The organism is Mesorhizobium onobrychidis, from assembly GCF_024707545.1.
In the GTDB taxonomy this organism is placed as follows: Bacteria; Pseudomonadota; Alphaproteobacteria; order Rhizobiales; family Rhizobiaceae; genus Mesorhizobium; species Mesorhizobium onobrychidis.
Genome location: NZ_CP062229.1, coordinates 131,595 through 150,376, shown reverse-complemented (window position 1 = coordinate 150,376; position 18,782 = coordinate 131,595). Strand labels below are relative to the sequence as shown.

The following is an 18,782-nucleotide window of genomic DNA, read 5'->3' as shown; positions in this document are numbered from 1 at the left end:
AAGAAAGCATTGCACCCGTCTCAAGCGGTGCCGCACGGGTGAGGAAATCGAAAGCATCATGGCCAGGAAAACCGAAAACCCCGGACCCTCCGTCAGTGCGCAGGAGGCGCTGGAATTCCACGCCATGGGCCGGCCCGGCAAGCTGGAGATCGTCGCCACCAAGCCGATGGCCACCCAGCGCGATCTCAGCCTCGCCTATTCGCCGGGCGTCGCGGTTCCCGTCCTCGCCATCGCCGAGGATCCCAGCCGCGCCTTCGACTACACGGCGCGCGGCAACATGGTCGCTGTTATTTCCAACGGCACCGCCATCCTCGGCCTCGGCAATCTCGGCGCACTGGCCGCCAAGCCGGTGATGGAAGGCAAGGCGGTGCTGTTCAAGCGCTTCGCCGACGTCGATTCCATCGATCTCGAGGTCGACACCGAGGATGCCGAAGAGTTCATCAATTGCGTGCGTTTTCTCGGCCCCTCCTTCGGCGGCATCAACCTCGAAGACATCAAGGCGCCGGAATGTTTCATCATCGAGCAGCGGCTGCGCGAACTGATGGACATACCGGTCTTCCATGACGACCAGCACGGCACCGCCATCATTTCGGCCGCCGGCCTGATCAACGCGCTCGAAATCACGGGCCGCGACATGAAGACCACGAAAATGGTTTGCAATGGCGCGGGTGCGGCCGGCATCGCCTGCATCGAGCTGATGAAGGCGATGGGCTTTGCGCCTGAGAACATCATCCTGTGCGACACCAAGGGCGTCGTCTTCCAGGGCCGCACCGAAGGCATGAACCAGTGGAAGTCGGCGCATGCCGTCAAGACCGACGCGCGCTCGCTGGCCGAGGCGCTGGACGGTGCCGACGTGTTCCTCGGCCTGTCCGCCAAGGGCGCGCTGACCACCAAGATGGTGCAGTCGATGGCCGAGAAGCCGATCATTTTCGCCATGGCCAACCCCGATCCCGAGATCACGCCGGAGGAAGTCGCCGAAATCCGCACCGATGCCATCATGGCCACAGGGCGTTCGGACTATCCGAACCAAGTCAACAACGTGCTCGGCTTCCCCTACATCTTCCGCGGCGCGCTGGACGTACGGGCCACCACCATCAATGACGACATGAAGATCGCCGCGGCGCGGGCGCTCGCCGAACTGGCGCGCCAGGACGTGCCCGACGACGTCGCCGCCGCCTACCAGGGCATGCGGCCGAAATTCGGCCCTAACTACATCATCCCGGTGCCGTTCGATCCGCGCCTGATCTCGGCCATTCCGATCGCGGTCGCCAAGGCAGCGATGGAGTCCGGCGTCGCGCGCAAGCCGATCCTCGACCTCGACCGCTACGCGCAGGAGCTTTCCGCCCGCCGCGATCCGATCGCCTCGACGCTGCAGCGCATCTACGACCGCGTGCGCCGCCAGCCCAAGCGCATCGTCTTCGCCGAGGGCGAGGAGGAGCAGGTGATGCGCGCCGCCGTCTCCTATGTGAACCAGCGGCTCGGCACCGCCATCTTGCTCGGCCGCGACGACATCATCAAGGAGAATGCCAGGAATGCCGGCATCGAGCTTGGCAAGCAAGGCATCGAGATCATCAATGCGCGGCTGTCGCGCCGCAATGGCGTCTACACCGACTATTTGTACGAGCGCATGCAGCGCAAGGGCTTCCTGTTCCGCGATTGCCAGCGACTGATCAACAACGACCGCAACCATTTCGCCGCCTGCATGGTGGCGCTGGGCGATGCCGACGGCATCGTCACCGGCGTCACCCGCAACTATTCCACGGCGCTCGACGACATCCGCCGTGCCATCGACGCCAAGCCCGGCCACCGCGTCATCGGCGCCTCGATCGTGCTGGCGCGGGGCCGAACCGTGATTGTCGCCGACACCGCCGTGCACGACATGCCCAATGCCGAACAGATCGCCGACATCGCCGAGGAAGCCGCCGGCTTTGCCCGCCGCATGGGTTATGAACCAAGGCTCGCCATGCTTGCCTATTCCACCTTCGGCCATCCGCAGGGTGAGCGCTCCGAACGCGTCCAGGAAGCGGTGCGCATCCTCGACAAGCGGCGCGTCGATTTCGAGTATGACGGCGAAATGGCCGCCGACGTGGCGCTCAACGCGCGCGCCATGGCGCAATACCCGTTCATCCGGCTGACCGGTCCGGCCAATGTGCTTATCATGCCGGCCTTCCACTCGGCCTCGATCTCGACCAAGATGCTGCAGGAACTCGGCGGCTCGACCGTCATTGGCCCGCTATTGGTCGGCCTCAACAAGCCGGTGCAGATCGTCTCGCTCAACGCCAAGGATAGTGACATCGTCAACATGGCGGCCATCGCCGCGTACACGGCGGGGGCGTGAGGAGCGGGGCAGCAGCGAGCGCCTCTTCCTTCTCCCCTGGTGGGTGGCCGAACGAAGCTCGGTCGGATGAGGGGTGCTCCAGCGAACGCCGACGCCTCATTTCTTCCAACACGCCTCATCCGTCTCAGCGCTGCGCGCCGATCCACCTTCTCCCAGAAGGGGAGAAGGAAAAAAGGGTGCCCTACAGCAGGCCCGCCTGCTCAGCCTCGTGGCGCAAATTCTGCCGAGGCCTTGGCCCGATCTGCTGGATGACCAGCCCGGCCGCCAGCGAGCCGAGGTCGCCGCAATGCTTCAGGCTGCGGCCTTGCGTGTAGCCGTAGAGGAAGCCGGCGGCGTAGAGGTCGCCGGCGCCGGTGGTGTCGACCAGCTCACGGATTTTGGTCGCATTGATGGTGACGGTCTCGTCGCCGCGCACGATGACCGAGCCCTTTTCCGAACGGGTCACGGCGGCGATCTTGCAATCCCTGCGAATCTGCGCCAGCGCCTCGTCGAACGAGGCGGTCTGGTAGAGCGATTTGATCTCGTGGCTGTTGGCAAAGACGATGTCGACGGTGCCCGAGCGCATCAGGTCCAAAAACTCGTCGCGGTAGCGGTCGACGCAGAACGAATCCGACAGCGTCATCGACACTTGGCGGCCGGCGGCATGGGCGAGCTTCGCCGTCTGCCGGAACGCTTCCTTGGCGCGCGGCGGGTCCCACAGATAGCCCTCGAAATAGGTGACGGCGGCGCCCGACGCCTTGTCGGCCTCGACATCCTCCGGGCCGAGCTCGACGCAGGCGCCGAGATAGGTGTTCATCGAGCGCTCGCCGTCAGGCGTGACGAAGATCATCGAGCGCGCCGTCGGCGGTTCGCCATTGAGCGGCCTAGTGTCGAAGGCGACGCCCTGGGCATGCATGTCATGGGCGTAGATTTCGCCGAGCGTGTCGTTCGAGACCTTGCCGAAGAAGGCGGCGCGCCCGCCGAAGCTGGCGACGCCCGCCGCCGTGTTGCCGGCGCTGCCGCCGGAGGCTTCGATGGCCGGGCCCATGCGGCTGTAGAGCAGCTCGGCGCGCCTCGTGTCGATCAGGTTCATCGCGCCTTTGATGATGCCATTCGTCTCCAGGAACGCCTCGTCGCATTGTGCGATAATGTCGACGATGGCATTCCCGATACAAAGCACGTCATAGTTCGGCATCAATGATGTCTCCGCGAAAAACCACCGGCTTTCTGCCACGCCGGCCGCGGGCGGGTCTAGCGATTTGATGCGGCTTTGCCTAGGGTCGGGATCTAATAATCTGGTCGAACGACAGATGCACCGCATCGCGCAGTGCGCCTGTGCCTTGCCTGTCTCCGCCTACCTCGGAGATACCAGCCATGGAATTGGAAACGCTGTGATCCCTAGCGCCGCCCGCGCCGCCGCCAGCCGGCTGTTCTCGCCCGAATTCCGCTCGGTGTTCGTGAAGACGCTGGGCCTGACCTTGTTGGCGCTCGCCGCACTGTGGTTCGCGATCGAGGGCCTGTTCGAATGGCTGGCCTGGCCATGGATCGACGCATGGCTGCCCAGCCTGCCGTCCTGGGCCGGATGGCTGGGCTTCATCGTCGCCGGGATCGGTCTCGCGCTGGGTCTGGCGCTGCTCATCGCGCCGGTGACGGCGATCATCGCCGGCCTGTTTCTCGACGACGTCGCCGAAGTGGTCGAGCGCACCGACTATCCCGGCGATCCACCCGGCCGCGCCGTGCCGGCGCTGCGCTCGCTGGTGCTGGCGATAAAATTCTTCGGCGTCGTCGTCCTCGGTAACATCGTCGCCTTGCTGCTCCTGCTGGTGCCGGGCATCAACATCGCCGCCTTCTTCATCGTCAACGGCTATCTGCTGGGACGCGAATTCTTCGAATTCGCCGCTATGCGCTTTCGCCCGGAGGGCGAGGCACGGGCGTTGCGCAAAAAACATGCCGTAACGGTGTTCCTCGCCGGGCTGGTTGTCGCTGGCTTCCTCGCCGTGCCGCTGCTCAACCTTCTGACGCCGCTGTTCGCCGCCGCCATGATGGTGCACCTGCACAAGGCGATCTCAGCGCGGGAAGCTGCTTAGGTGTGCTGATATTCAGGTGATGCCGGCTTGCGAATGGCGGTTTCCTGTGCTTCCGGTACGTAACCAAACGTTACGCTCCGTTCCGGTTCTCGGACCCCACCATTCTCAGCGCGGCCTGACCTGAATCTCAGCACACCCCGGCGCTAAATGCATGTCGCGCAAAAGTGTGCCGCGGTTTTGCGATAACGACATGCATAAAAACAACAACGCTAAAGCGCGTCGCATGAGGCCGGTCAAACGCGACGCGCTTTAGCGTAAAAGAAAACCGCGTCCCAACTCGTCGTCGGGTTCGACGATGAATTCGGCCCGGCCGCAGTAGAAGGCGCGGCCGCCGACGCGGGCGATGATGGCGTCATGCGGCCCGGCTTTTGCGGTCCTCGACACGCTGCCGGAAAAACGCGAGCCTGCAACACTCTCGAACAGCCGCGTCTGGCCGGCGATTTCGCCCTTGGCATGCATTGCCGCCAGCCGCGCGGTGACGCCCGAGCCGGTCGGCGAACGGTCGACTTCGGCCTCGGCGAAGACGCAGATGTTTTTGGTCGGCGTATCGGAAAATACGTCCTGTCCGTCGGTCAGGATGGTGCCGTAGAGAAAGGCAAGGTCGGCATGGTCGGGATGCGACAGCGGGAACTCGGCCTTCAGTTTCCCGGTTAGCGCCGTCGCCGCATCGACGAAATCGCGCACGCGGTTCCTACCGAATTCCAGCCCGAACTGGCGGCAATCGGCGAGCGCATAGAAGGCGCCGCCATAGGCGATGTCGAAGCCGATCGCCCCGAAGCGCGGTAATTCGATCTCCTGGTCGCGGGCGAACAAAAAGGCCGGCACGCTTTCGAACGACACAGCACCTGCCTTGCCGTCCTGCACCTCGACCGAGGCGACGACCAGCCCGCACGGCGCTTCGATGTTGACTGTCGTCACCGGCTCCTGCCGCGCCACCAGCCCTTCGTCGACGGCGTAGCGGCCGAGCGCGACGACGGCGTGGCCGCACATCGTCGAATAGCCCTCATTGTGCATGAACAGCACCGCGAGGTCGGCGCCGGGCAGGTCGGGTTCCACCAGCAGCGCGCCATACATGTCGTAGTGGCCGCGCGGCTCGAACATTAGGATCTTCCTGAGATGGTCGAGGTGGTCGCGCACATAGGCACGTTTTTCCAGGATCGTGCCTGCGGGGATCTTGGGATAACCGCCGGTGACGATCCGCAGCGGCTCGCCACCGGTGTGCATGTCGACGACGGCGAGCGTCATGCGTTGGGTTCGGCAAACAACGCCTGCAGCTTGCCGAACGGCATGGCGGTGCGGGTGAAGCCGAAGGTGCCGTCCTGCTGGATCTCGCGCGCCGCCGTCTCCAGCATGCCGAAGGCGAAATTGGTCAGCCAGGGCCCGAGCGAAATGCGCTTGACCCCTGCCAGGGCAAGATCGGCGATGGTGAAGCCGGGCCTCACCATGACGTTGACCGGCTTGGTCAGCGCCGAGCAGACGGTTCGCACCGTCTCGATGTCACTGATGCCCGGCGCGTAGAGCACGTCGGCGCCGGCGTTCTCGAAGGCCTGCAGCCGCTTGATCGTGTCGTCGATGTCGGGCTTGCCCCATAGAAAATTCTCAGCCCGCGCGGTGAAGACGAAATCGTGCTTCAGCGCCCGTGCCGCCTCCGCTGCGGCGGCGACGCGCTCGACGGCATGCGAAAAATCATAGATCGGCTTGTCGGGCTCGCCGGTGTGGTCCTCGATCGAGCAGCCGGCGAGGCCCGCGGCCTCGGCCGCGAAGATGGTTTCGGATGCACTTGTCGCGCTGTCGCCCTTGCCCTTTTCGAGATCGGCCGAGACCGGCAGGCCGGTCGCCGCCGTCACCTCGCGGCAGTGGTGGATCATCGCCTCGAAGGTCACCGCGCCGTCGGGCAGGCCGCGCGAAAAGGCAAAGCCGGCGCTGGTCGTCGCCAGCGCCTTGAAACCGAAGGAAGCCAGCAGTTTCGTCGTGCCGACGTCCCAAGGGTTGGGCATGACGAAGATCGAGCTGTGCAGGTCGCGAAAGATTTTGCCCTTGTCCATGGATGCTCCCCAGAGTGCGAAGCGCATTTTATCCCGCCGCTGCCCGTCGGGCAAACGAATGCGATTGGTTCAGAAGCGACTGGCGTTCTCTCCTGCCAATTTGTCCAGTGCGTCGGACCCCTTGACGTATGCGGTCCCGTCCCAATGATAGGTGACGGAGATGTCGCGCGAGGAAGCCTCGGGCGCCGGATCGTCGCAGCTTTCGCCATTCGGCACGGTGGCATCGGCCACCGTCGCCTTGATGGCCGCATAGGGCTGGCCGTCCGCAACGGTCTGAAACGCCAACTCCTGCGTGCGCCTGTAGGCGCACAGGGACTCGTCGAACGTATAGATCATGTCGATCAGTTCGAACCTGTCGTCGCGGACCAGGATCAGCGGCGTGCTCACATAGCCCTGGCTCGAATTGAAATGCGTGCTCAGGGTGATGATGGCGTCATCGCTGGGCCCGATCGGCAGCTTGCCCGGATCGCGAAAATAGGTGCTCCGGTCGACGGCGACATTGACAGCGTCGAGCAGTCTCGGCCTGCCGGCAAGATCGTAGAGCGCCAGCACCGCAAAACCCTCGGCGCTGTCGGAGGAGCCGCCGAGGTCGAACAGCATGGCCAGCCGATCCTTGCCGCCTGCCTTGATCTGGAGCACGCCAGCATCGGAAAAGCCCGACGTTTCGGGCGGCGAGCCACCGCTATCCGGACCCTCGATATGGCGCATCTGGATCGGCATGGAGCCCCGATAGAAGCCGTCCTTGTCCGCCGCCAGATCGGGAATGACCATCCCAGCGAGGTTGAGATAGGTCGTGTCCTTGTGGCCGGGAACGGCGCTGCCAAGGTCCGGGAAGCTGACGCCTTGGGCGCCGGCCGCAGTCCACAGGCACGGCAGCAGCAAACAGGCGAGAATGAGGCGAAAGCGAAGCAGGATGGAATTCATACGCTGTCGCCTCGCATTGTCGAGCGTTCGCAAGCTAGCACGGACGACCGAGGCGTACAGCCGGAATAACAAGCTCGAATATCAGATCAGTGGATCGGCACCAGCCCGGCAAGTTCGCGCATGTCCTCGAACAGGATGCCGCCGGCCTCGGTCAGGCCGTCGCGGTCGGAATGCGGGTCGCCGTGATAGGAATAAACGCGCATGCCGGCGGCAATGCCGGCTAATGTCCCGGCGACGCTGTCCTCGATGACGATGCAGTCGGCGGGCGCGAAGCCCATCGTGCTTGCGGCATGCAGGAACAGGTCGGGAAACGGCTTGCCGCGCGAAACCATGGTCGAGCTGAACAGTGCATGCTCGAACAGCGGCAGCAGCCCGGTCTGGCCGAGCGTGATGTGCATTTTCGACACCCGCGCCGATGAAGCGACGCAACTTGCGATGCCGGCAGCGTGCACGGCTTCGATGAACTCCCGAACGTAGGGGATGGCTTCGACGCCATGCGCGAACAGGTCCGGCAGCCCGGCATTCCAACGCTCGACGAAATCAGCGCCGAGGCTGACGCCGGTCGCCTCGACTTCCTTCTGCACCGAGACCATGGCGCGGCCGGAGAAATTCTTGCGGCAATATTCGAAGCTTGCAGGGTAGCCGGCGGCGCTGAGCCATTCGGCGAGGCGTCGATTGGCCAGGTTCTCGGTGTCGACCAGAACCCCGTCGCAATCGAAGATGACCAGTTTGGGTATTTTCATCAGGCCGTGCCGGTCGATCCGAAGCCGCCGGAGCCGCGCACCGTGCCACCGGCCAATGTGCGCTCCTCGACCGTCGCCTGCATCACGGACGCAAAGACGATCTGGGCGATCCGCATGCCGCGCGTCACCGCGAAATCCTCGTCGCCGAGATTGATCAGCAGCACCTTGACCTCGCCGCGATAGTCGCTGTCGATGGTGCCCGGCGTGTTGAGGCAGGTGAGGCCATGCTTGAAGGCGAGGCCCGAGCGCGGCCGGACCTGACCTTCCACGCCCTCCGGGATCTCCAGGATCAGCCCGGTCGGCACCAGCGCGCGTTTTCCCGGCAGGATCAGCAGCGGCCGGTCGTCCGGCACCGCGGCGCGCAGATCCATGCCGGCGGCGCCCGGGCTTTCATAGGCAGGAAGCGGCAGACCTTCACCATGCGGCAACCTGACGAAGCCGACGGCCGGACCGATGACGGAGGAAGTGTAGAGTGCTGCGCGCATGAGGCTGATCCTATCGCTACCAACGCCGATTCTGTCAACTCGGCGGCTACGCTATCAACGGCTTCTTTCAGCCCAGTTCCGCTTCAGCGCAGTTCTACGGGAACGATCGTCGTCTCCTTGATCTCCTCCATGACGAAGGAGGCCGAAACGTCCGACAGCGCCACCTTGGCGATCAGCCGCTGGTAGAGCCGGTCATAGGCCTTCACGTCGGCGACGCGGGCCCGCAGCACATAATCGAGGTCGCCGGACATGCGGTAGACGCCGGTGATCTCGGGAAAGCCGCTCACTGCCGCCCGGAATTTTTGCAGCCAGTCCGGATCATGATTGGAGGTCCGGATCAGGATGAACACCGAGAGGCCGAGGCCGAGCTTGTCGGCATCGACCAGCGCCACCCGGCCGGTAATGACGCCGTCTTCTTCCAGCCGCTTGACCCGGCGCCAGCAGGCGTTGCGCGACAGCGACACCCTTTCCGACAATTGGTCGACCGACAATGTACCGTCGCGTTGCAGTTCGGCCAGCAATCTTCGGTCGATCTCATCGATTTCCAGCGGCATGTGGGATGTTTGTCCCAATAATTAGCCGAACACAAGGATGATTTGGGACCAATGAACCAAAAGCTCGTGCCAGAATACTCAGCATCGGGGCCTATCCCGGCAGGAGGGATCACCATGACGATACCGCTTTCAAGGCTCTTCACCTCTCACCCGGCCAAGGTGGGCGAGACCTATTTCAGCCATATGGCCTTCGCGGCTTGGTTCTGCTCGCGCCTGTTCATGGCGGCGTTCGCCGCGCTCATTCACGCTTTCTTGCCGTTTCTGTTCGAGACTACGGCCAGCCGAATCGTGCGCGAGCTCTATGAGCGCACGCACAACAGAGGCACGCATGCGATCAAGGAGCCTGCGGCTCTCATGGATCGCGCCTGAGGGAAGATTAAGCGATGTGCCGGTGGGCGGCCTATCTCGGCGAAGCGGTCTTTCTCGAAGACATCGTCACGGCGCCCTGCCATTCGCTCATCGCCCAGAGCCATTGCGCCCAGGAAGCCAAGTCGCCGACCAATGGCGACGGTTTTGGGCTCGCCTGGTACGGTGACCGGCCCGAGCCGGGTCTGTATCGCGACATCCTGCCGGCCTGGTCCGATCCAAATCTGAAGAGCCTGTGCCGGCAGATCAAATCCGGCCTGTTCCTTGCCCACGTCCGCGCCTCGACCGGCGGCGCCACCAGCCGCATGAACTGCCACCCGTTCACTTCCGGCTGCTGGTCGTTCATGCACAACGGCCAGATCGGCGGCTTCGAAAAAATCCGCCGCGCGCTGGAAAATTCGCTCTCTGACGCGGTCTTCGCCCTGCGCGAAGGGACCACCGATTCCGAACTTTTCTTTCTCCTGATGATCGACGAAGGGCTGTCGGGTGACCCGCAAGGCGCTGTTCTCCGCGCCACCAGCCGCGTTATGGACGCCTCGCGCCGCGCCGGCTTCGAACCGGCGCTGAGACTTACTGCCGCCTTGTCGGACGGTGGATCGCTCCATGCGGTGCGGTATGCGACCGATGCCCACGCGCCGACGCTCTACACCGCCGTCTTCCGCAATGGCGGCGGGCGGTGCATCGTTTCCGAGCCGTTCGATCGCGACGGCGGCGACTGGCAAGCGATCCCGCCATCGAGCTTCGTCACCATGACCAGAGACGGCATGAGCATTCGTCCGTTCGCGCCGGTTGCGGCGAAGTTCGCGCTGGCCGTGTAGATCCCCCGCTATCGCGGCAACGTCGCGGGACAGCGCTCCCTCAGCAGACCCTCGCAGCGCAATTCCGATCAAGCACCGCCTGTACTCAGATGCTGAATTCGGCTTGAAGAGGCGCCGTAGCCCGCCATTTGGTGAGGCTGGCGGCGCTGGCAAGCCGGAGCATTCGTCATGGACCTAGTCTTTTCCTCGACTATCGAACTCGCCGCCGCGATCCGCGACCGCAAGATTTCCGCCGTGGAGGCGCTGGACGCGCATCTGGCGCAGATCGACAGGCACAATGAGGCGGTCAATGCGGTCGTCACGCTCGACAGGGAAGGGGCTCGCGCTCGAGCGAAGAAGGCCGACGAAGCGCAGGCGCGCGGCGCCGCTCTCGGGCCGCTGCACGGCGTGCCGTTCACGCTGAAGGACACGCACGAAACATTGGGGATGAAGACCACGGTCGGTTTCCCGCCCTTTGCCGACTATGTGGCGAGAAAAGACAGTCCGGTCGTTCTCAGGTTGAAGGCGGCCGGCGGCGTGCTGGTCGGCAAGACAAATGTCGCAACGATGCTGGCCGACTGGCAGTCGAACAATCCGCTGTTTGGCCGCACCAGTAGTCCCTGGGATCTATCGCGCACCGCCGGCGGTTCCAGCGGCGGCGCCGCGGCAGCGCTCAGCACCGGCATGACACCATTCGAGATCGGCACCGACATGCAGGATTCTATCCGCCTGCCTGCGGCCTTCTGCGGCGTCTACGGCCTGAAGCCGACCGAGCATCGCGTCTCGCTGGCTGGCGCCTTTCCCGGTCCCGCCGGCGCGCCGCGAAGCGTGCGGCTGATGTCCTGCCTCGGTCCGCTGGCCCGCAATGTCGAAGATCTGGCGCTGATCCTGGGGATCATTGCAGGACCGGATGGCAGCGACACCGACCTTGCGCCGGTGCCGGTCGAGGACATGCCGAAGCTCGATCTCAAGACATTGCGCATCGCCTTTGCTCCGTCCTTTCCTGGTTTTCCGGTCGCCAACGAAATCAGCGCCGCGGTCGAAAGTCTGGCTGAGCAACTCAAATCTGCGGGCGCGACCGTCGAGGAAGCAAAGCTGCCGACGCTCGACCTGCATGACGATCTGACGCAAGGCGGCGCGCTGATTGGCATGATGCTGGAGGCTGCGCAGCGGGAGCCGCCGGAAGAACCGACACCGGTCTCGCGCTGGTTCGAGGCTCTCGCCCGCCGCGACCGGTCGATCCTTGCCTGGGACCGGTTTTTCGAAGGCTGCGATGTCTTGCTGTGTCCCGTCGCCATGACCACGGCCTTCCCGCATTGCGAGCCGGGAACACCGATCAAGGTCGATGACAGGGAGCAGAGCTACTGGATGCTGCCGGCCTATGGCGCGGTGTTCAACTATAGCGGCCACCCGGCACTGTCGATGCCCTGCGGGCACGACCGCGACGGCCTGCCCATCGGCCTGCAGCTGGTCGGCCGCCGCTGGTCCGAATCGCGGCTGCTCGGCATCGCCAGGGCAATAGCGCGGCTAACCAGCGGCTTTCGTCGTCCGCCCGGCTATTGAGCAAACCGCGCCAGCCCATAAGGCTCAAGCAGCGGTTCGCGCGCGTCGTCCAGGATTTCCCGGGCGGCGAACAGGCCGACGGCAGGCGCCAGCGTGATGCCGGAATGCATGACCGCGACATACAGGCCGCTCACGCCTTGAGCCCGTCCGATGATCGGAAAGCCGTCGACGGGCGTCGGCCGGTATCCGACCGTGTGAAAATCCAGTTCCAGCCCGGCGGCGCCGCGCAGCATGGCTTTCATCGACGCAAACAACTCGCGGCCGGTGGCGTCGGCATCCATGCCCGGATCGGCGCCGCCGAAATCCGAACCGGCGATGATGCGGCCCTCGGCAGTCTGGCGCATGTGCAGCCGGTCTCCGATCACCAGGCCGTTGAGCAGCTTTTCGTAGGGGCGTGAGTGGACGATCAGGCCGGGCGGCGTGTCGATCGGCAGCTTTAATCCGGCCGTCGCCGCGATTGCCGGAGAGCCGGCGCCGGCCACGATCACCACCTCATCGGCAGCGATCCGTCCGCCGGATGTATCGACGCCGGTAATCCTGCCATTGGCCTGCACGAGCGCGGTGACGGCTGTTCCAGTCAGCACCCGCGCGCCGCGCCGCTCGGCGTCGGCCAGCAGCGTTTGCGTGGTGGCGACCGGCTCGGCAATGCCCTCCTCGGCTACATGCAGGGCGAAATCGGGAAGCTCGGTCAAGTTGGGCTCGATGCGGGCGGCTCGCGTGCGATCGACGCGCTCGATGCCGTAACCCCAGGCAGAATGCTCGGCGGCATAGGCTTCCAACTCGGCCGGCGGCAGGTCCCAGCACAGGCCGCCGCACCATTCCAACGGAATGCCGGGCACGTCATGCGCAAGCCGCGTCCATTCGGCCATCGAACGGGTGCGCAGCCGAAAATAAGGCTCTGGATTGCCCCAGCTGGCATTGATCCAGGCAAAGGAATTCGGTGTCGCGACGCCGCCGGCGCCGCTGTCGGCAACGACCGTCACCTTCGCGCCAGCCTTCGCCAGATGCCAGGCGATGGACGCGCCGATTATGCCGGCGCCGACGACGATGACTTGCTTGGCTGCGCTCATGGATGGTCCCTTGTCGAATCGGGTCTTCTGATGTCGTTGCCGCAACCCTATCTCAAGACCGGGCGAGGGCCATCCGCCCAAAATTGTTCGACAGGCTGCAAAAGCGCTGCTAGAAGCCCGCGCACCACATGGGATTCCATAAATTGGCTGAAGACATCACGAACGCGGTGGCGCGCCGCCGCACTTTCGCGATCATCGCGCATCCGGACGCCGGCAAGACGACGCTGACCGAAAAGCTGCTTTTGTTCGGCGGCGCCATCCAGCTTGCCGGCGAGGTCAAGGCCAAGAAGGATCGCATCCAGACCCGGTCGGACTGGATGAAGATCGAGCGCGAGCGCGGCATTTCGGTCGTCACCTCGGTGATGACCTTCGAGTATGAGGACAATGTCTTCAACCTGCTCGACACGCCCGGCCACGAGGATTTCGCCGACGATACCTACCGCACGCTCTCGGCGGTCGATGCGGCGGTCATGGTCATCGATGCCGCCAAGGGCATCGAGCCGCGCACGCTAAAACTGTTCGAGGTCTGCCGGCTGCGCGACATCCCGATCATCACCTTCGTCAACAAGATGGACCGCGAAAGCCGCGACCCGTTCGAGATCCTCGACGAGATCGAACAGAAACTGGCGCTCGACACCGCACCGATCACTTGGCCGATCGGCCGCGGCAAGACCTTTTCCGGTACCTACCATCTGGCGCTGAACGCGGTGCGCAAGGGCGACGCGGAGAAGGAACGGACGCCGGTCAATGGACCCGACTCCAACCGCGTCGCCGGCCTGTTGCCGGAGAACGAGCGCGAAGCCTTCATCGAGGAGCTGGAACTGGCGCGCGAAGCCTGCCGTCCGCTCGACATCGACTCGTTTCGCGAGGGCCATCTGACGCCGGTCTATTTCGGCTCGGCGCTGCGCAATTATGGCGTGCGCGACCTGATCGAGGCGCTTGGCGCCTACGGGCCGCCGCCGCGCGCGCAGGAGGCCGACATCCGCAAGGTCGAGGCGACCGAGGACAAGATGACCTCCTTCGTCTTCAAGATCCAGGCCAACATGGACCCCAACCACCGCGACCGCATCGCCTTCGTCCGCGTCTGCTCGGGCAAGCTCGAGCGCGGCATGAAGGCCAAGCTGGTGCGCACCGGAAAACCGATGAGCCTGTCGGCGCCGCAGTTCTTCTTCGCCCGCACCCGCGTCACCGCCGACGAGGCGTTCGCCGGCGACGTCGTCGGAATCCCCAACCATGGCACGCTGCGCATCGGCGACACGCTGACCGAGGGCGAGGAGATCCTGTTCCGCGGCGTGCCGAATTTCGCGCCGGAAATCCTGCGCCGCGTCCGTCTCGGCGATGCGATGAAGGCCAAAAAGCTGAAGGAGGCGCTGCACCAGATGGCCGAGGAGGGCGTCGTGCAACTGTTCTCGCCGGAGGACGGTTCACCGGCAATCGTCGGTGTCGTCGGCGCGCTGCAGCTCGACGTGCTGAAGGAGCGGCTGAGCATCGAGTACACGCTGCCCGTCGATTTCGAGATGTCGCGCTTTTCGGTCTGCCGCTGGATATCGGCTGACGCCAAGGCCGAGATGCATCGCTTCATCGAGGCGCATCGCGGCGACATCGCCCGCGACCTTGACAACGACCCGGTGTTCCTGGCCCAGCATGCCTTTTCGCTCAATTACGAGGCCGAGCGCTGGAAGGCGATCCGCTTCGCCGCGGTCAAGGATTACCAGGTCCGCGACAAGGCGGCTTGAGCACTCTTCTCCTTCTCCCCTTGTGGGAGAAGGTGTCGCCGAAGGCGACGGATGAGGGGTGTTCCAGGAAACACCGACGCCTCATTCCGTCCAACACCCCTCAACCGTCTCGGCGCTCCGCGCCGATCCACCTTCTCCCACAACAAGGGGGAGAAGGAGAAGATCGGCTCCCTCAGCCCCTGGCTGCCTCTTCGATCTTGGCGATGTCGATCTTGGTCATCTGCATCATCGCCTGCATGACACGGCCGGCCTTTTCCGTGTCGGGGTCCTGCAGCAGCCTCGGCAATTGCTCCGGCACGACCTGCCAGGAGACGCCGAACTTGTCCTTCAGCCAGCTGCACTGGCTGGGCTCGCCACCGCCCTCAATGAGCCTGTCCCAGAAATAGTCGACCTCCTCCTGCGTCTTGCAGTCGATGGACAGCGAGACTGCCTCGGTGAACTTGAATTGCGGCCCGCCGTTGAGCGCCTGGAACTGAACGCCGTCGAGCTCGAAATAGGTCACCAGCACCTTGCCCTCACTATCGCCGCTGCCCTTGGGCCAGCGCATCACGCTCAGCACCTTCGAATTCTTGAAGATGGAGATGTAGTGGTTCATGGCCTCCTCGGCCTGGTCGTCGAACCACAGGCAGGGGGTGATCTTTTGCATTTGCTTGCTCCTCGGGCTGGTTTTGGCTTTGTTGTCACTCGTAAAACGGCCGGCTGGCATCGATGCCCGTCCGCGCCGTCTGCCCAAGGACGCTCGGGCAAAACACGATCCGACAGCACCTCTGACTTTTTTACTGCCTGGACCGGCTTGCCGTCTTTGGCTCAAGATCCCGGCGCATCGCAAAACCGTGGCCAGACCAGACCGTGGCGTATATAACGCCGCTCAATTCCGGTTTTCCGCGCCTGTCCGGGCGCGACGCAGACAGCAAGGACAATTTAATGCCCGCCTATCGCTCCCGCACCACCACCCATGGCCGCAACATGGCCGGCGCCCGCGGTCTGTGGCGCGCCACCGGCATGAAGGATTCCGATTTCGGCAAGCCGATCATCGCGGTGGTCAATTCCTTCACCCAGTTCGTGCCGGGTCACGTCCACCTCAAGGATCTCGGCCAGCTGGTCGCCCGCGAGATCGAAAAGGCCGGCGGCGTCGCCAAGGAGTTCAACACCATAGCTGTCGACGATGGCATCGCCATGGGCCATGACGGCATGCTCTATTCGCTGCCGTCGCGCGAGCTGATCGCCGACTCGGTCGAATACATGGTCAATGCCCACTGCGCCGACGCCATGGTCTGCATCTCCAATTGCGACAAGATCACGCCGGGCATGCTGATGGCTTCGCTTCGCCTCAACATCCCGACCGTCTTCGTCTCCGGCGGTCCGATGGAAGCCGGCAAGGTGGTGCTCGCCGGCAAGACGCAGGCGCTCGATCTGGTCGATGCCATGGTCGCTGCCGCCGACGACAAGATCTCAGACGAGGACGTCAAGACCATCGAGCGCTCGGCCTGCCCGACCTGCGGCTCCTGCTCCGGCATGTTCACCGCCAATTCGATGAACTGCCTGACCGAGGCACTCGGCCTGTCGCTGCCCGGCAACGGTTCGACGCTGGCCACCCATGCCGACCGCAAGCGGCTGTTCGTCGAGGCCGGCCATCTGATCGTCGATCTCGCCCAGCGCTACTACGAGCAGGACGACGACACCGCGCTGCCGCGCAGCATCGCCTCGAAGGGCGCCTTCGAGAACGCCATGACGCTCGACATCGCCATGGGCGGCTCGACCAACACCGTGCTGCACATCCTGGCTGCCGCGCATGAGGGCGAGGTCGATTTCACCATGGAGGACATCGACCGGCTGTCGCGGCGGGTTCCGGTGCTGTGCAAGGTCGCGCCGGCCAAGTCCGACGTCCATATGGAGGACGTCCACCGCGCCGGCGGCATCATGGCGATCCTCGGCCAGCTCGATAGCGCCGGGCTGATCAACCGCGACCTGCCGACGGTGCACACCGCAAGTCTCGGCGAAGCGCTCGACCATTGGGACATTTCGCGCACCACAAGCCAGAACGTTCGCGATTTCTTCCTAGCGGCCCCGGGCGGCGTGCCGACGCAGGTCGCCTTCAGCCAGGATCGGCGCTGGGACGAGCTCGACACAAATCGCGAAACCGGCGTTATCCGCTCGGCCGAGCACCCCTTTTCCAGGGACGGTGGCCTAGCCGTGCTTAGGGGCAACCTGGCGCTCGACGGCTGCATCGTCAAGACGGCGGGCGTCGATGAATCGATCCTGAAATTCACCGGCCCGGCCAGGGTGTTCGAAAGCCAGGACGCCAGCGTCAAGGCGATCCTGTCCAACGAGATCAAGGCTGGCGATGTCGTCGTCATCCGCTACGAAGGGCCGCGCGGCGGCCCCGGCATGCAGGAAATGCTCTACCCGACCAGCTATTTGAAATCGAAGGGCCTCGGCAAAGCCTGCGCGCTGGTCACCGACGGCCGCTTTTCCGGCGGTACCTCCGGCCTGTCGATCGGCCATGCTTCTCCCGAGGCGGCGGAAGGCGGGCTGATCGGGCTGGTGCATGAGGGCGACACGATCGAGATCGATATCCCGAACCGCACCATCCGGCTTGCCGTCGACGATGCCGAACTGGCCGCCCGCCGCGCGGCGATGGAGGCAAAGGGAACCGCCGCCTGGAAGCCCGATGAAAAGCGCAAGCGCAAAGTGACGATGGCCTTGCGCGCCTACGCCTCGATGGCGACCAGTGCTGCAAAGGGTGCGGTAAGGTATGTGCCGGAGTAGGTCTGCTTCTTCAAAGGGATGACGGTAGATGGATTTTGACCTTATCGTCCGCGGCGGCATGCTGCCCGACGGCACGATCGCCGATATCGGCATCATCGGCGAGACGATCGCGGCCATCGAGCCCGAGCTGAGCGTTACCGCGAGCACGGCGATCGACGCCCATGGCAATCTGATCTCGCCGCCTTTCGTCGATCCGCATTTTCACATGGACGCCACGCTCTCCCTGGGCATACCGCGCATCAACGCGTCGGGCACGCTGCTGGAAGGCATTTCGCTGTGGGGCGAGCTGAAGCCGCTGTTGACGCACGAAGCGGTGCGCGAGCGCGCGCTCGCCTATTGCGACTGGGCGGTGTCCATGGGCCTGCTCGCCATCCGCACCCATGTCGATGTCTGCGATACGAGGCTGCTGGCGGTCGAAGCCCTGCTCGATGTGAAGAAGACGGTCGCGCCCTATATCGACCTGCAACTGGTCGCCTTCCCGCAGGATGGGTTTTATCGCTCGCCGACGGCGCGCGATAACACCGTTCGAGCGCTCGACTTGGGGGTCGATATCGTCGGCGGCATTCCGCACTTTGAGCGCACCATGGCCGATGGCACGCGTTCGGTGACGGAACTGTGCGAAATCGCGGCAGAACGCGGCCTCATGGTCGACCTGCATTGCGACGAGACCGACGATCCGCTGTCGCGCCATATCGAGCAACTGGTCTATGAGACGCAGCGCCTCGGCCTGCAGGGCAGGGTCGCCGGCTCGCATCTCACTTCGATGCACTCGATGGACAATTACTATGTCTCGAAGCTGTTGCCGCTGATCGCCGAGGCAGGTGTCTCGGCGATTCCCAATCCGCTGATCAACATCATGCTGCAGGGCCGCCACGACACATTCCCCAAACGCCGCGGCCTGACGCGGGTCAAGGAAATGCTTGCCCACGGCATCCGCGTCGGCTGGGGCCAGGATTGCGTGCTCGACCCCTGGTATTCGCTGGGCACCGCCGACATGCTCGACGTCGCCTTCATGGGCCTTCACGTCGCCCAGATGTCGAGCCCGGCCGACATGGCGCGCTGTTTCGACATGGTCACCAACGTCAACGCCGCCATCATGGGCCTCGACCATCTCGGCCTGGCGGTCGGCAAGCGCGCCAGCCTCGTCGTCCTCGATGCCGGCGATCCGGTCGAGGCCTTGCGTCTGCGTCCCGAGCGCCTCTGTGTCATTGCCAGGGGCAAAGTGGTGGCCGAGCGGGCCAGGCAGGAAACGCGGCTTTCGATCGCGGGACGACCGGCAACGGTGAACCGCAGGCATCGCCCGTCCACTTGATGACCAATAATTGG

General features: G+C 64.4%; 17 protein-coding genes. 8 read left to right on the top strand and 9 right to left on the bottom strand.

Translation table 11 applies throughout. The features are described from left to right. Window positions 1–58: 58 nt before the first annotated feature. Window positions 59–2,338 carry an NADP-dependent malic enzyme gene (locus IHQ72_RS00705; protein WP_258120705.1) on the top strand — a complete coding sequence of 760 codons (2,280 nt, stop codon included), beginning with the start codon at window positions 59–61 and terminating at the stop codon, window positions 2,336–2,338. Between the two features lie 181 nt (window positions 2,339–2,519). Here the strand turns inward: IHQ72_RS00705 and IHQ72_RS00700 are convergent, their stop codons facing one another. Beyond that, on the bottom strand, window positions 2,520–3,512 hold the full coding sequence (locus tag IHQ72_RS00700; RefSeq protein ID WP_258120704.1) for an adenosine kinase: 993 nt from the start codon (window positions 3,510–3,512) through the stop codon (window positions 2,520–2,522). A 196-nt stretch (window positions 3,513–3,708) separates the two neighbouring features. Between IHQ72_RS00700 and IHQ72_RS00695 the strand changes: the two genes are divergently transcribed. Next, complete coding sequence (locus tag IHQ72_RS00695) at window positions 3,709–4,404, top strand: sulfate transporter family protein (protein WP_258120703.1); 696 nt, start codon at window positions 3,709–3,711, stop codon at window positions 4,402–4,404. Between the two features lie 249 nt (window positions 4,405–4,653). Here IHQ72_RS00695 and IHQ72_RS00690 read toward each other — a convergent pair whose 3' ends face one another. The 6 genes from IHQ72_RS00690 to IHQ72_RS00665 all read right to left on the bottom strand — a co-directional run bounded on the left by IHQ72_RS00690 (window position 4,654) and on the right by IHQ72_RS00665 (window position 9,155). Continuing rightward, window positions 4,654–5,649, bottom strand: a complete 996-nt coding sequence (locus tag IHQ72_RS00690) for a proline racemase family protein (RefSeq protein ID WP_258120702.1) — start codon at window positions 5,647–5,649, stop codon at window positions 4,654–4,656. Continuing rightward, the gene (locus IHQ72_RS00685; protein ID WP_258120701.1) at window positions 5,646–6,449 is read right to left on the bottom strand and encodes an isocitrate lyase/PEP mutase family protein; all 804 of its coding nucleotides are present in this window, start codon (window positions 6,447–6,449) and stop codon (window positions 5,646–5,648) included. Before IHQ72_RS00685 ends, IHQ72_RS00690 begins: the two co-directional genes overlap by 4 nt. Before the next feature lie 69 nt (window positions 6,450–6,518). Further along, window positions 6,519–7,373 carry a hypothetical protein gene (locus IHQ72_RS00680; RefSeq protein WP_258120700.1) on the bottom strand — a complete coding sequence of 285 codons (855 nt, stop codon included), beginning with the start codon at window positions 7,371–7,373 and terminating at the stop codon, window positions 6,519–6,521. Window positions 7,374–7,459: 86 nt separating this feature from the next. Then, complete coding sequence (locus tag IHQ72_RS00675; protein ID WP_258120699.1) at window positions 7,460–8,116, bottom strand: HAD family hydrolase; 657 nt, start codon at window positions 8,114–8,116, stop codon at window positions 7,460–7,462. Then, window positions 8,116–8,601, bottom strand: coding sequence for a dUTP diphosphatase (gene dut / locus IHQ72_RS00670; protein ID WP_258120698.1), 486 nt, complete (start codon window positions 8,599–8,601; stop codon window positions 8,116–8,118). Before dut ends, IHQ72_RS00675 begins: the two co-directional genes overlap by 1 nt. A gap of 83 nt (window positions 8,602–8,684) precedes the next feature. Beyond that, window positions 8,685–9,155, bottom strand: coding sequence for an Lrp/AsnC family transcriptional regulator (locus IHQ72_RS00665; RefSeq protein WP_258120697.1), 471 nt, complete (start codon window positions 9,153–9,155; stop codon window positions 8,685–8,687). 114 nt (window positions 9,156–9,269) lie between these two features. Between IHQ72_RS00665 and IHQ72_RS00660 the strand changes: the two genes are divergently transcribed. The 3 genes from IHQ72_RS00660 (at window position 9,270) to IHQ72_RS00650 (ending at window position 11,881) form a co-directional block, all read left to right on the top strand. Beyond that, window positions 9,270–9,524, top strand: coding sequence for a DUF6356 family protein (locus IHQ72_RS00660; RefSeq protein WP_258120696.1), 255 nt, complete (start codon window positions 9,270–9,272; stop codon window positions 9,522–9,524). Between the two features lie 14 nt (window positions 9,525–9,538). Beyond that, a complete protein-coding gene (locus tag IHQ72_RS00655; protein ID WP_258120695.1) occupies window positions 9,539–10,339 on the top strand; it encodes a class II glutamine amidotransferase in 801 nt (266 codons plus the stop codon). Window positions 10,340–10,507: 168 nt separating this feature from the next. Continuing rightward, window positions 10,508–11,881 (top strand): amidase, encoded by a 1,374-nt coding sequence (locus IHQ72_RS00650; protein ID WP_258120694.1) that lies wholly within the window; start codon window positions 10,508–10,510, stop codon window positions 11,879–11,881. Here IHQ72_RS00650 and IHQ72_RS00645 read toward each other — a convergent pair. Beyond that, window positions 11,875–12,951: an NAD(P)/FAD-dependent oxidoreductase gene (locus tag IHQ72_RS00645; protein ID WP_258120693.1), complete on the bottom strand. Its 1,077-nt coding sequence runs from the start codon at window positions 12,949–12,951 to the stop codon at window positions 11,875–11,877. The two genes, IHQ72_RS00650 and IHQ72_RS00645, sit on opposite strands and share 7 nt — an antisense overlap. A 143-nt stretch (window positions 12,952–13,094) precedes the next feature. Between IHQ72_RS00645 and IHQ72_RS00640 the strand changes: the two genes are divergently transcribed. Next, the gene (locus tag IHQ72_RS00640) at window positions 13,095–14,687 is read left to right on the top strand and encodes a peptide chain release factor 3 (RefSeq protein ID WP_258120692.1); all 1,593 of its coding nucleotides are present in this window, start codon (window positions 13,095–13,097) and stop codon (window positions 14,685–14,687) included. Window positions 14,688–14,859: 172 nt separating this feature from the next. On the opposite strand, the gene IHQ72_RS00635 is transcribed toward IHQ72_RS00640, so the two are convergent. Then, window positions 14,860–15,333 (bottom strand): VOC family protein, encoded by a 474-nt coding sequence (locus IHQ72_RS00635; RefSeq protein WP_258120691.1) that lies wholly within the window; start codon window positions 15,331–15,333, stop codon window positions 14,860–14,862. Window positions 15,334–15,611: 278 nt separating this feature from the next. On the opposite strand from IHQ72_RS00635, the gene ilvD reads away from it, so the two are divergent. After that, the gene (gene ilvD, locus IHQ72_RS00630; protein WP_258120690.1) at window positions 15,612–17,456 is read left to right on the top strand and encodes a dihydroxy-acid dehydratase; all 1,845 of its coding nucleotides are present in this window, start codon (window positions 15,612–15,614) and stop codon (window positions 17,454–17,456) included. A gap of 28 nt (window positions 17,457–17,484) precedes the next feature. Further along, window positions 17,485–18,768: an amidohydrolase family protein gene (locus IHQ72_RS00625; protein ID WP_258120689.1), complete on the top strand. Its 1,284-nt coding sequence runs from the start codon at window positions 17,485–17,487 to the stop codon at window positions 18,766–18,768. Window positions 18,769–18,782: the final 14 nt, after the last annotated feature.

Bases quoted from the DNA above. Each gene is read 5' to 3' on its own strand.
- IHQ72_RS00650 (WP_258120694.1), top strand. From the start codon at position 10,508: ATGGACCTAGTCTTTTCCTCGACTATCGAACTCGCCGCCGCGATCCGC.
- IHQ72_RS00625 (WP_258120689.1), top strand. From the start codon at position 17,485: ATGGATTTTGACCTTATCGTCCGCGGCGGCATGCTGCCCGACGGCACG.
- dut (WP_258120698.1), bottom strand. From the start codon at position 8,601: ATGCGCGCAGCACTCTACACTTCCTCCGTCATCGGTCCGGCCGTCGGC.
- IHQ72_RS00655 (WP_258120695.1), top strand. From the start codon at position 9,539: ATGTGCCGGTGGGCGGCCTATCTCGGCGAAGCGGTCTTTCTCGAAGAC.
- IHQ72_RS00685 (WP_258120701.1), bottom strand. From the start codon at position 6,449: ATGGACAAGGGCAAAATCTTTCGCGACCTGCACAGCTCGATCTTCGTC.
- IHQ72_RS00705 (WP_258120705.1), top strand. From the start codon at position 59: ATGGCCAGGAAAACCGAAAACCCCGGACCCTCCGTCAGTGCGCAGGAG.
- ilvD (WP_258120690.1), top strand. From the start codon at position 15,612: ATGCCCGCCTATCGCTCCCGCACCACCACCCATGGCCGCAACATGGCC.
- IHQ72_RS00645 (WP_258120693.1), bottom strand. From the start codon at position 12,951: ATGAGCGCAGCCAAGCAAGTCATCGTCGTCGGCGCCGGCATAATCGGC.
- IHQ72_RS00700 (WP_258120704.1), bottom strand. From the start codon at position 3,512: ATGCCGAACTATGACGTGCTTTGTATCGGGAATGCCATCGTCGACATT.
- IHQ72_RS00680 (WP_258120700.1), bottom strand. From the start codon at position 7,373: ATGAATTCCATCCTGCTTCGCTTTCGCCTCATTCTCGCCTGTTTGCTG.
- IHQ72_RS00675 (WP_258120699.1), bottom strand. From the start codon at position 8,116: ATGAAAATACCCAAACTGGTCATCTTCGATTGCGACGGGGTTCTGGTC.
- IHQ72_RS00635 (WP_258120691.1), bottom strand. From the start codon at position 15,333: ATGCAAAAGATCACCCCCTGCCTGTGGTTCGACGACCAGGCCGAGGAG.
- IHQ72_RS00690 (WP_258120702.1), bottom strand. From the start codon at position 5,649: ATGACGCTCGCCGTCGTCGACATGCACACCGGTGGCGAGCCGCTGCGG.
- IHQ72_RS00660 (WP_258120696.1), top strand. From the start codon at position 9,270: ATGACGATACCGCTTTCAAGGCTCTTCACCTCTCACCCGGCCAAGGTG.
- IHQ72_RS00665 (WP_258120697.1), bottom strand. From the start codon at position 9,155: ATGCCGCTGGAAATCGATGAGATCGACCGAAGATTGCTGGCCGAACTG.